General features: G+C 51.1%; 9 protein-coding genes and 1 tRNA gene. 5 read left to right on the top strand and 5 right to left on the bottom strand.

The window, feature by feature from the left end:
- Positions 1-1857: a DUF7948 domain-containing protein gene (locus tag JWG88_RS18665; RefSeq protein WP_205235314.1), complete on the top strand. Its 1857-nt coding sequence runs from the start codon at positions 1-3 to the stop codon at positions 1855-1857.
- Between the two features lie 254 nt (positions 1858-2111).
- A complete protein-coding gene (locus tag JWG88_RS18660; RefSeq protein ID WP_205235313.1) occupies positions 2112-2642 on the top strand; it encodes a winged helix DNA-binding protein in 531 nt (176 codons plus the stop codon).
- An 83-nt stretch (positions 2643-2725) separates the two neighbouring features.
- On the opposite strand, the gene JWG88_RS18655 is transcribed toward JWG88_RS18660, so the two are convergent.
- From JWG88_RS18655 to JWG88_RS18645, 3 genes are read right to left on the bottom strand one after another with little or no spacing between them, the layout of a single operon-like run.
- Positions 2726-4027, bottom strand: a complete 1302-nt coding sequence (locus JWG88_RS18655) for a TRAP transporter large permease (RefSeq protein WP_205235312.1) — start codon at positions 4025-4027, stop codon at positions 2726-2728.
- Between the two features lie 17 nt (positions 4028-4044).
- Positions 4045-4632 (bottom strand): TRAP transporter small permease, encoded by a 588-nt coding sequence (locus JWG88_RS18650; protein WP_240194610.1) that lies wholly within the window; start codon positions 4630-4632, stop codon positions 4045-4047.
- A 50-nt stretch (positions 4633-4682) separates the two neighbouring features.
- Positions 4683-5666, bottom strand: coding sequence for a TRAP transporter substrate-binding protein (locus JWG88_RS18645; RefSeq protein ID WP_205235311.1), 984 nt, complete (start codon positions 5664-5666; stop codon positions 4683-4685).
- 416 nt (positions 5667-6082) lie between these two features.
- Between JWG88_RS18645 and JWG88_RS18640 the strand changes: the two genes are divergently transcribed.
- Complete coding sequence (locus JWG88_RS18640; protein ID WP_205235310.1) at positions 6083-9694, top strand: hydantoinase B/oxoprolinase family protein; 3612 nt, start codon at positions 6083-6085, stop codon at positions 9692-9694.
- A 158-nt stretch (positions 9695-9852) separates the two neighbouring features.
- Complete coding sequence (locus JWG88_RS18635) at positions 9853-10695, top strand: lysophospholipid acyltransferase family protein (protein WP_240194609.1); 843 nt, start codon at positions 9853-9855, stop codon at positions 10693-10695.
- Between the two features lie 62 nt (positions 10696-10757).
- On the opposite strand, the gene JWG88_RS18630 is transcribed toward JWG88_RS18635, so the two are convergent.
- The gene (locus JWG88_RS18630; protein ID WP_205235309.1) at positions 10758-11078 is read right to left on the bottom strand and encodes a hypothetical protein; all 321 of its coding nucleotides are present in this window, start codon (positions 11076-11078) and stop codon (positions 10758-10760) included.
- Between the two features lie 233 nt (positions 11079-11311).
- Between JWG88_RS18630 and JWG88_RS18625 the strand changes: the two genes are divergently transcribed.
- A tRNA-Sec gene (locus JWG88_RS18625) sits at positions 11312-11409 on the top strand.
- A 291-nt stretch (positions 11410-11700) separates the two neighbouring features.
- On the opposite strand, the gene JWG88_RS18620 is transcribed toward JWG88_RS18625, so the two are convergent.
- The coding region (locus JWG88_RS18620) for a tyrosine-type recombinase/integrase (protein WP_240194608.1) at positions 11701-12059 on the bottom strand (359 nt) is incomplete at its 5' end.

Here is a 12059-nt window from a genome sequence, read left to right as displayed (position 1 = left end):
TTGACGGAAATTTACCAGGGAACGACTGGAGCGGATCCCCGACGAGAAAATAGTGAAGTAGTGGAGTATCGAAATCTCTGGCCTGGTGTCGACCTTCGGTTTGAAACAAAAGATTCTGAAATCATGGAAAGCCTGTACCGTATCCAAGCGGGAACGGATCCACGTGCTATTCGTTTCAGGTATGATAGAGTCGCTAGCGTTACTGAAAAAGGTGTGCTCCAACTCTCGGATTTTGGCGAAAAGGGAATGTTTACCCTCAGCCCACCAATAGCGTGGCAGGAGCATGAGGAAGAAAAGCGACCGGTAGACGTCCGGTTTGCAATGCACAAAGACGGCAGTCTGGGGTTCGAGGTCGGCAAATATGATTCTACCCGGCCATTGCTGATAGATCCGGTTTATGAGTGGCATCTGTTCCTGGGATCGAGCGATACAGATAGCGGCCAAGATGTGGCGGTCGACAGTGACGGCAATATCTATGTCGCTGGATACAGTAATGATTCCTGGATTTTTGCGCCTTGGGGCGGATTTGGGAGGACGCCTCTCCATAGCCATAGTGGTGGTTCTGATCTCATGGTTGTCAAGTTTAACAGCGCCGGCAAGTATTTGTGGCATACTTTTTACGGCTCTCCAGGTGATGATTCCGGCACTGAAATCCAGGTAGGTGCCGACGGCGGTATCTATGTTTTAGGCTCCAGTGGAGCCTCCTGGGATGGCCCGTTGGGATGGTTATTTGACAGCAGCCCTATCAATTCGTTCAGAGGCGGTCCCAAAGATGGTTTCTTGCTCAAGTTGGACAGTGACGGCAACTACAAATGGCATACCTTCTTCGGTGGACCGGGTGATGACAGTGGCAGGAGCCTGGCCCTGAGCGACGACTCTTTCTTTATAACGGGAAGCAGTAGCGCGGATTGGGGCGGACTGGCGGCCCCCCTCAACAGCTATACCGGTTTGCTGGACATCTTCGTGCTCAAACTCGACGCCAATGGCCATGATGTCTGGCACACCTTTTACGGGAAGGGTGACTCTCCTGGTTGCTCTTCGGCCCAGGATGGTGGGTTTGATATCCAGGTGGATAGCAATGGTGATCCTATTGTTCTTGGCGAGAGCTATTGCACCTGGAGCGGGCCAGCCGGTCAGAGCCCTTTGCATGCCTTGAGCACATTTTATGACATGCTGGTACTCAAGTTGAACAGTAACGGTACTTATCAGTGGCATACCTTTTATGGTTCTGAGTCCATCGATCCTGCCTATGGCGGCCTGGTGCTGGGCAAGGATGACGATATTTACTTCACCGGGCGCAGCGATAACAGCTGGAACGGACCCGGAGCAATTCCGCCGCTCAACACCTACACCGGCAATTATGATACCGTAGCCGTCAAGCTGACCAGCGAAGGAACCTATCGTTGGCACACTTTTTATGGTTCAGCCGACTTTGAGCAAAGTCTTGGCATTGCCATCGACGAAAGGGAAACGCTCTATCTTACCGGACAAAGCGCTTCAGGGTGGCTCGGGCCTGGCGGTATCCAACCGGCACTGACTCATGGAGGACAGGTATCGAATGATATTTATCTGCTGATACTGAACGGGAACGGCGGTTACATCTCACACGGCTTCTTCGGATCTACGTTTGATCTCGGAGTAAATGTGACGACTGGTCGGAGCGGGGAAATCTTCATTACCGGTAAAAGTGATGCTCCATGGCTGGGGCCAGAGGGTGAGCAGCCTCTCTATCCTTATACGAATACGAGCGGATCAGGGGTTGGTGATTTTTTCGTGCTTCGACTTACTCATGACGGTGTGTTTCCATGGCCACTCTTCCTACCTGCCATTCAGGGTGGAATTATTCATGACCAGTAGGGGACCCCGGAACAGACCAGAAGCAAGAGTAACTATCTGTGTGAGGCAAGAAAACGACAGCAAAAAGACGACAATTTGCCGTTAAATTCAGGCTATTCTGGCTCGTTTTCAGCTGATTTGGTTGGTTTTCCTGGATAAGAATGGTATCTTTAGTTCAGGAAACGTATTCAACTATCAAATAATCGATGAGAATCAGCCGAAGGCCGACACCATGAAACTGGCTGAGTCTCATTTATAATCAGCAAAGAATTAAAATGAGTGATATACCGGAAACTCCCAAGCCTGTTGTCCCTATAGTCTCGTCCGAGCATCTCACTTCGCCGGATAGCTGGCACCTCAGTGAGTTTGAATACGGCATGATCATTGCCTACAATGCCTTTTCCCGTTGGATGATACGCTGCATGAACGCCGCAGGCTATAGAGATTTCAGCCCCCTCGATGTTCTTGTTCTCCATAATGTCAATCATCGCAGCAAAGAAAAGAGGCTTGTCGATATCTGCTTTGTCCTGCATATTGAAGACCACCATACGGTCAACTATTCATTGAAAAAATTGGTGAAGCTCGATCTGGTTCACAAAGAGAAGCGGGGTAAGGAAATATTTTATTCCACCACCACGGAAGGCTCTGAAGCCTGTAGAATATACCGGGAGATCCGCGAGCGCTGTCTTACTTCGGTCTACAGAAATCTGGAGCAGGACGGCGGCGAGGTGAGCGAAACAGCATCCCTGCTACGTCTTCTCTCCGGCCTTTATGACCAGGCCTCCAGGGCTGCCGCCTCGCTGTAGATTGCCTTCAGTTTCCTCCTGCCCCAATCTCCACTCAGGCTGGAACCTGTCGAAATTGGGACATTAAATCAGCCTCTCAGCAATCAGCCTCCCATCATATTGGGAAGCACGGTGACGATGGAGGGGAACGCCACGATGAGGATCAGGGCGACCATCAGCAGGAGAAAGAAGGGAATGGCAGCATAGGCCACCTTGAGAATATTCAGCCCGGTCAAACCCTGAATGACGAAGAGGTTGAAGCCGACGGGCGGGGTTATCTGAGACATCTCCACCACGATGACAATAAAAATACCGAACCATAGCGGGTCGATTCCAGCCTGCTCCACCATAGGCATGATCACCGACGTGGTAAGAACCACAACCGATATACCATCGAGAAAACAGCCGAGTATGATGAAAAAGACGGTCAACGCACCAAGAAGAGCATAGGGCGAAAGACCGAGTGTGGCAATCCAGACGGCAAGCATTTTGGGGATGCCGGTAAATCCCATGGCAACCGTAAGAAAAGCTGCACCCGCCAGAATGAAGGCGATCATGCACGAGGTTTTGGTGGCTCCCATCAATCCATCGAAAAAGGTTCGCATGTTCAACGTCCCCGTATATTTGGAAAGAAGGAGGGACAGAGCCACACCGACGGCGGCTGCGTCGGTAGGTGAAGCAATACCGGAGTAAATCGAACCTATAACTCCGGCAATCAGCAGGACTACCGGAATGAGGCGTCGTGAACGTTTGATTTTTTCGGCAAATGAAAGCGATGTCTCGCCGGGTGGGATCTTTTCCGGATTGGCAAGCGACCAGATTACGACATAACCGACAAACAACCCGACAAGCAGGAGCCCCGGGAGCAGGCCGCCGATAAAAAGTCTGGCGATGGATTGCTCGGTGGCCACCCCGTAGACGATCAGGATAATGGATGGCGGAATCAACAGGCCGAGGGTGGCTGATCCGGCCAGGGTACCTATCAGCATGTGTTCCGGATACTTGCGTTTGGAAAGTTCCGGGATCGACATTTTGCCGATGGTAGCGGCGGTTGCCGCCGATGATCCCGACACCGCGGCAAATATGGCGCAGCCCAGGATATTGACATGAAGCAGCCTGCCCGGAAGATGGGTAAGCCAGGGAGAGAGCCCGGAAAACATGTCCTCGGAGAGCCGTGAGCGGAAAAGGATCTCGCCCATCCAGATAAAGAGGGGTAATGCTGCCAGCGACCAGGAATTGCTCGCTCCCCAGACTGTTGTGGCAAGAACATCCCCCAACGGTGCTTCGGTAAAAACCAACATGCCGACCATGCCGACACTCAACAGTGAAAAAGCAACCCAGATCCCGCTGCCCAGCAAAGCAAAAAGGATGAGCAGCAAAAAAAGGGTCAGAGCTACTTCAGACATGCATATCTCCGGAAAAGTTATGAGGTGGGATCATCATCGTCAAGAAGCCTTTCGCCGGCTCCCGCATAGCTGGGCTTGCCGCCCCTTAAAGTAGCAAGAAGTTCATCGATGAGGGCGATTGTCAATATTGCCAGCCCCAGAGACATGGCTGATTGAGGAATCCATAGGGGTACGGCAACCATGCCGGGGGAGAGATCGTGGTAGGTATATGATTCACGGGTGAGCGAAATGGTGTACCAGGTGAAATAGGCAGAGACCGGTGTCGTCAGGAGCAGGCACCAGATTTCAAAGATATGGCGCATCTTTCTGTCGAGCTGAGCGATAACAAGACTGACCCGGATATGGCCGCCCTGGCGCAGGGTATGGGCAAGGGCCAGAAAGGATGCCGCAGCAAGAAAAAATCCGGTGAAATCAGCATAGGAAGGGATAGTTAAGCCGACAGCCTTTCCTGTCATCAAACCGCTCAGGCGGTCAATGAGGTTCAGACCCACCTGACACAGCACAAGAAGAAAAATGGCGGCAATAAACGCCCCGGCAAGCCATCCACTCCATAAATACAGTCTGTTGAGGTTTCTGCGCAGCAGGCTCTCCTTAACTTCCCACATACTTTCTCCGCTGAACTAAGGGGCTTCCCAGGGAAGCCCCTGGATTTATCTTATTTTTGGAAAGCCTCGAGAAGAATCTCGCCTTCGGGACCCGCCTCTTTCTTCCAGTCCTCCAGCATCTTATCACCGACTTCATGAAGTCCCTGCATCAGCTCATCGCTAGGGGTGACGATGATAACTCCGTTTTCCTCGAGAATAGCCGTTTTGGCTTCGGTTTCCTCCTTGCTCATTTCCCAGCCACGCTTCTCGGCATTGGCCGCGGCTGTCAGAACTGCCTTCTGATCCTCATCGCTCAGTTTGCGGAAGGCTTTTTTGTTGACGAAAACGATGTTTTTCGGAAGCCAGGCCTGGATATCGGTATAATAGGTGACGAAGTCCCAGGCATTGGAATTGGCGCCGGTTGAGGGTGAGGTGATCATCGCCTCGACTCTACCGGTGGCAAAAGCCTGAGGGATATCAGGTACCTCTACTTGCGTTGGAGCTGCACCGACCAGATTTGCAAATTTTTCCAGAGTAGCGTTATAGGCTCTGAACTTGATGCCTTTGAGATCATCGACGCTCTCAATCTTTTTCTTTGTATAGAGTCCCTGAGGTGGCCAGGCCACGGAAAAAAGCGGCATCAGTCCCTGTTTGTCGAGCAGTGTTTCAACTACGCCTTTCTGGGCATCCCACAGCTTCTGGGCCTGGTCGTAATTGGTGGCAAGAAAGGGCTGGGAATCGGCTCCGAAAACGGCATGTTCATTGGAGAGCAGTGAGACGAAAACTTCTCCGATAGGAACTTGACCGCCACGAACCGCATTTTTAATTTCAGGATGCTTGAAAAGAGATCCCGCGGAATGTACCTTGATCTTGAGATTGCCTGAGGTTAGCTCATCAACCTCTTCGGTAAACTGAATAATGTTCTGGGTATGAAAGGTTTTGTCGGGATAGGGAGTAGGCATATCCCAGGTTGCTGCGGAGCTCAATGTCGCCAGACTGCAGATTCCCACCAAACTGGTGAATGTAAGAAAAAATTTGCGTCCAATAGATTTCATTTTGTTCTCCTTTTCTGAATTCAATTGTTGCTCAGGCGGATAGCCGCCTATCTTGAGACCCTTCGAATAGTATTCCTCCCTTAAAAATCTATAGAAATTTCCGTAATGAGATGTTCGCTGTAATTGTTTGTTATATTCCTCGACGGATAATGATATAGTGATATTATCGTAATGAATTACAAACCAATTTACAAATTATTACTTCCACCTGGGCGATTAAATCGCTCTGAACAACCGATGGGAGTTGACATATTCATTATTCCTCGACATATTGTCATATTATTGACAATATGTCGATAAAAAATTAACATGATTGCTTTGATAGAGTTTCAGATTTTGTGAAGTGAGAGTAACTACGATCGCTTTTTTCGGGATCACCAATAGTAACAACTCGACTTTAACCAGGAGTCAGGCAGATGAGCAAATGGCAGGTCTGGATAGACCGTGGCGGTACCTTTACCGATGTAGTGGCAAAAAGACCGGACGGCAGTCTGGTGACACATAAGCTGCTTTCGGAAAATCCGGAACATTATAGCGACGCGGCAGTTCAGGGGATTCGCGAACTGATGGGACTGCGCCGGGATGAAGCCATCCCTGAAGATCTGATAGAGAGTGTGAAAATGGGCACCACTGTGGCCACAAACGCTCTGCTGGAGAGGAAGGGCGACCGTACCCTCTTCGTGACCACCAAGGGGTTCGGCGATGCCCTGAGGATCGGCTATCAAACCCGGCCGAAACTGTTTGAGCGTCATATAGTTCTGCCGGAGTTGCTGTACGAGGAGGTTGTCGAGGTTCAGGAACGTCTGGATGCAGCCGGAAAGGAACTTATCCCTGTAGATCTCGACGCTGCACGAAAAGATATGAAAAAGGCCTATGAGAAGGGTATCCGTTCGGTGGCTATCGCCTTCATGCATGGTTACCGCAATCCGCTCCATGAGCAGCAGGTGGCCGCCATCGCCAAAGAAACAGGCTTCACCCGGATATCAATCAGCAGCGAAGTAAGTCCCTTGATGAAGTTGATTTCGCGGGGAGACACCACAGTTGTCGATGCCTATCTCTCGCCCATTCTCAGGCGTTATGTCGAACAGGTGGCGGCTCAGCTTGGAGAGGGGCCACGGCTCATGTTCATGCAGTCAAACGGAGGGCTCACCGACGCCAAGATGTTCCAGGGCAAGGACGCCATCCTTTCAGGACCGGCAGGTGGAGTAGTGGGCATGGTGAGGACTGCCTCGATGAGCGGTTATGGCAAAATAATCGGCTTTGATATGGGCGGCACCTCCACCGATGTCGCGCACTACAATGGTGAATTCGAACGGAGCTTCGAGACTATGGTTGCCGGTGTACGCATGCGGGCGCCGATGATGCATATCCATACCGTTGCCGCAGGCGGAGGCTCTATTCTCCATTTTGATGGCTCCCGCTATCGGGTGGGACCGGATTCGGCAGGGGCCAATCCGGGGCCTGCCTGCTATCTGCGGGGAGGCCCGCTGACGGTTACGGACTGCAACGTGATGCTCGGCAAAATCCAGCCGCATCATTTTCCCAGTGTCTTCGGGCCGAAGGCAGACCAGCCGCTTGACGTCGAGGTGGTGCATAAACGCTTTGCCGAACTGGCTGAGAATATCAGCAAGGCCACCGGCAAGCCGCTGCAGTCTCCGCAGAAAGTTGCGGAAGGGTTCCTCACAATCGCGGTGGAGAATATGGCAAACGCCATCAAGCAGATTTCTGTGCAGCGGGGCTATGACGTCACCGAGTATACACTCAACTGCTTCGGCGGCGCAGGTGGCCAGCATGCCTGCCCGGTGGCCGATGCCCTGGGTATGAAGAGGGTGTTCCTCCATCCCTTTGCCGGAGTACTTTCCGCCTACGGCATGGGTCTTGCCGATGTCCGCGCCATGCGGGAGGTTCAGGTGGAAAAGAATTTTGACGCAGATGCGGCCGCAGTCGTCCGCCGTATGGCCGAACCACTGGAAAAGGAGGTGCGGGATGAGGTTGCCAGGCAGGGAGTCAGCGAGGATGTAATCAAGGTTGAAGTCAAGGTTCACCTGCGCTATGAAGCCACCGATACCTCGCTTCTGGTTGACGAAGCCTCGGTGGAGGAGATGCAGGCAAGCTTCGAGGCCGCGCATAAGCAGCAGTTCGGCTTTGTCGCCCGCGAGCGGGGGCTGGTGATCGAGGCGGTGTCGGTTGAAGGAATCGGAGTCAATGAACCCTTGATCGATCCCGAAAGCGATGTGTCTGACTGCTCCGAACCTGTTGCCGCAGACCACGTCCTGATGTATAGCGGTGCAAAAATGGAAGATGTACCACTCTATAAACGGGAGAAACTCCTGGTCGGCCAGTTGCTCAAGGGCCCTGCCATCATCAGCGAAAGCACCGGCACCGTTATTGTCGAGGAGGGCTGGCAGGCGCAGCTCAATTCGCGAAGCCACCTGATTCTGACGCGCTATAAGGAACGCCCCAAGGCCATGGCCCTCGGCACCGAGGTCGATCCGGTGATGCTTGAGGTATTTAATAATCTTTTCATGTCCATCGCCGAGCAGATGGGCGCGACCCTTGCCAAGACCTCGTATTCCGTCAATATCAAGGAACGCCTGGATTTCTCCTGCGCCGTTTTTGACGCTGAAGGGCAGTTGGTGGCCAATGCTCCCCATGTGCCCGTGCATCTTGGCTCGATGGGCGAGTCGGTGAAAACCATCATCCGCGAAAACCAGGGCACCATGAAGCCCGGTAATGTCTACATGCTCAATGCTCCCTATAATGGAGGCACACACCTGCCTGACGTTACAGTGATCACCCCTGTATTTGACGAGCAGGGCAGATCAGTGCTTTTCTATGTAGGTGCCCGCGGCCATCACGCCGATATCGGCGGCAAGACGCCCGGATCGTCCCCTCCTGATTCAACCCATATTGACGATGAAGGTGTGCTGATCGATAATTTTCTGCTGGTGGAGGAGGGCGAGTTTCGGGAGAAAGAGACCCGTGCCCTGCTGGCCTCGGGGAAATATCCCTGCCGTAATATTGATCAGAATGCCGCCGACCTGGCAGCCCAGATCGCTGCCAATGAGACTGGTCTGCACGAACTGCTCAAGATGATTGATCATTTCGGACTCGATGTTGTTCAGGCATATATGGGGCATGTGCAGGATAACGCCGAGGAATCGGTGCGCAGCGTGCTCGATGTGCTCAAGGATGGTGAATTCGTCTATCACATGGACGGCGGCAATGTCATCAAGGTTAAAATCACGGTTGACAAAAAGGCGCGCCAGGCGAGCATTGACTTCAGCGGCACATCTCCGCAGAACAGCGGCAATTACAATGCCCCGACGGCCGTCTGCAAGGCTGCCGTGCTGTATGTCTTCAGGACCCTGGTCAACGATCAGATACCTTTGAATGAAGGTTGTCTCAAGCCGCTCACCATCACCATTCCCCCACGGACCATGATCAGTCCTGAGTATCCGGCTGCCGTGATCTCCGGGAATACCGAGGTATCCCAGATGATAACCGACTGTCTTTTCGGGGCACTGGGAGTATTGGCTTCGTCTCAGGGAACCATGAATAATTTTGTCTACGGCAATGATGTCTACCAGAACTATGAAACGATCTGCGGCGGGACCGGAGCAGGGCAGGATCATCACGGCACCAGTGCTGTCCATTCACACATGACCAACACCAGAATGACCGATCCGGAGGTGGTGGAATGGCGTTTTCCGGTGCGGCTCGAATCCTTCAGCATCCGTCATGGTTCAGGCGGCAATGGTAAATTTCACGGCGGTGACGGCGTAGTGCGGCAAATACGTTTTCTCGAACCGATGACGGCGACGGTCCTTTCATCTCACCGGGAAACTGAGCCCTACGGACTTTGCGGAGGTTGTGCCGGCAAATGCGGGGAGAACAGCGTGATCAGAAAAGACGGCAGCATCGTCAGGGTCAAGGGCAATGATCAGGTGGAGATGCAGCCGGGTGATATTTTTCGTATCGAGACCCCGGGCGGAGGTGGTTTCGGCAAACCGCCGCAGGGGTGCTGACCTTGGTTTGCAAAAGATCGAAAGAAGAGTAAAAAAGGTTTAGTTTCGTTCTCATTTAGGGTAGAAAATGATGGCGTCGCAAAAAAAGTTCGACTTGGGACGTTTCGGGTCGGAATCAATTCCGGCCTCTGCGACTGCATTGGTTCTGTGCAGAACGAATGCAGAGGAGAGTTTTCAGGAAACTGCCAATAAAGGAAGATCTTCTTTTCACTTACGAGCCTGTCATGCATTTTCTCGATGTTCGCGACTCCCGCTACCTCTCTGTACGGGAAGAAACCTCTTTTCTCAGTAAGGTTGCTCCATCTCTTGTTTTTTATCCCCAATTAATCAGCGTGGTCTACCAGGCGGCCGCAAAAGCAAAAAACGGCAGCTATTCAGAAAACGACTGGGCCCTTGACAGCCTGCGGGTGCTGAGGCTTTTGGAGAAAGCGGGATTGCAGTTCAGTATCTCCGGTCTGCAAAATCTGGAGAAGTTGGACGGACCGTGTGTTTTTATCGGCAATCATATGTCGATCATGGAGACGCTGATCCTGCCGGTGATTATCGTTCCGTATACCAAGGTCACCTTTGTGGTGAAGGAGAGCCTGCTGGACTATCCTGTGTTCAAGTATGTGATGCGCTCACGAAATCCAGTGGCGGTAACCAGGACGAATCCGCGTCAGGACCTCAAGAAGGTAATGTCCGAAGGGGTTGACCGGCTGCAAAACGGTATTTCCGTGATTGTCTTTCCCCAGACCACGCGTTCCACCACTTTTGATCCACTTCAATTCGGCAGCATTGGTACCAAGCTGGCAGGAAGGGCGGATGTGCCCATCATCCCAATGGCCCTGAAGACCGACGCCTGGCGCAACGGCAAATTTACCAAGGATCTGGGTAAGCTTTGTCCGGAAATTCCGGTAAAAACAGCTTTTGGCGAACCGTTACGGGTCAGTGGTAAAGGTGCTGAGCAGCACCAGCAGGTGGCGGATTTCATCCAGAGCAAACTGCAGGAGTGGAAATAAAAAAGCGAAACTTGCGTTCCGCTTTTTTAGTTTCTCGGTATTTCTGTTGGAACCAAAGAAGATCAGTCGAGATCGTCGAGATCGTCATCCTCGATATCATCGTCGTCATCCATGTATTCTTCTGTTTCTTCCTCTTCTTCTACGGTGTCTTCGTCTTCATCTTCATCGTCACTTTTTTCGCCTTCCTCAGCTTGCTCTCTGGCAGCATTCTCCGCGATATCATCCTGTTCCTGCTGCAGGCGGACAGCCTTGGGGATTTTGCTTTCAGGAAGTATAATTTCGGTGATTTTTTCTATCTCACTCTCAATATCCGGATCTGTCTGACAGATTTCGCAGGTAGAGACATGATTTTTAAGGAATTGGACCATCCTGGCGGGAGCCATGGTCTCATCCCTTACGTGGATGTACCATTTTTTTGTTAAACCAACGAGCCTTTCACACTTCATAGCAACTATTTTTCGAATACTTAAAGGTTTGTCGTAATGCTGTAAAAAATAAACATAACGGCAGATAATACCCGCTAAATTATTCTTTGTGAATAACGAATTCGATATTATAGTAAAAAGTTGTTTTCAAGGTCAATAGCGAATAGTATAGTCTCCTCCGAATGTCACTCGGAAGTGGATAGGGCACTGGTGGCTCTCCCGGACTTCAAATCCGGTGTGGCGGGTTAATAGCCTGTCAGGTGGGTTCGATTCCCATGCACTTCCGCCATTTTATTTCTCATTCCTTCCTCTTGTAATTGTATAGTCGTATCCCGGGACTGTCCCGGAATAATGAGGTTGAATGGTGTGTTATAAAGATTGAGTCGCGATAAAACTATAGATAGAAGAAATTTTAAGCTATTACATTATTTTACATTCAAGGGATGGATCTCTGTATAGCTATTTGAGGTTCGACACTTTAATTGAAAGTAGGCCGATGCCCTCATTTTTATCTAGTCGATGTACAGAGGAACCTTTGCATGGCGCAACTATTTTTACGATAATAGTGCCTGTGAATATATTAAAAATCAAGTGGGCTCCTTGCTTCTTTCTTCGTCATACTTTTCACCGTATGAGTATAAATCATGGTTGTCCTTACATCTGAGTGGCCCATCAACTCCTGAATGGTTCGAATATCATAATTTGCCTGCAGAAGGTGACTGGCAAAGGAATGGCGAAAAGTGTGTGAAGTAACCCGCTTGGGAATCTTGGCTTTCTTTACGGCAGTCCTTAGAGCTTTTTGCAAAAGTGACTCGTGTACATGGTAGCGCCTTAGTTCATTGTTATTTTCAACAACTGTGAGTTGTTTTGCCGGAAAAAACCACTGCCATACCAGTTCCCGTGCTGCATTTTTGTATTTGACTTCCAGCTGGTTTGGAA

Origin of the sequence: Desulfopila inferna (assembly GCF_016919005.1) — a bacterium.
In the GTDB taxonomy this organism is placed as follows: Bacteria; Desulfobacterota; Desulfobulbia; order Desulfobulbales; family Desulfocapsaceae; genus Desulfopila_A; species Desulfopila_A inferna.
The sequence above is the reverse complement of the archived record's forward strand: the minus strand, read 5'-3'. Positions and strand labels throughout refer to the sequence as shown.

Excerpts from the sequence above, each read along its gene's own strand:
- JWG88_RS18640 (WP_205235310.1), top strand. The coding sequence starts at position 6,083 with ATGAGCAAATGGCAGGTCTGGATAGACCGTGGCGGTACCTTTACCGAT.
- JWG88_RS18660 (WP_205235313.1), top strand. The coding sequence starts at position 2,112 with ATGAGTGATATACCGGAAACTCCCAAGCCTGTTGTCCCTATAGTCTCG.
- JWG88_RS18645 (WP_205235311.1), bottom strand. The coding sequence starts at position 5,666 with ATGAAATCTATTGGACGCAAATTTTTTCTTACATTCACCAGTTTGGTG.
- JWG88_RS18630 (WP_205235309.1), bottom strand. The coding sequence starts at position 11,078 with ATGGCTCCCGCCAGGATGGTCCAATTCCTTAAAAATCATGTCTCTACC.
- JWG88_RS18635 (WP_240194609.1), top strand. The coding sequence starts at position 9,853 with ATGCAGAGGAGAGTTTTCAGGAAACTGCCAATAAAGGAAGATCTTCTT.
- JWG88_RS18650 (WP_240194610.1), bottom strand. The coding sequence starts at position 4,632 with ATGTGGGAAGTTAAGGAGAGCCTGCTGCGCAGAAACCTCAACAGACTG.
- JWG88_RS18655 (WP_205235312.1), bottom strand. The coding sequence starts at position 4,027 with ATGTCTGAAGTAGCTCTGACCCTTTTTTTGCTGCTCATCCTTTTTGCT.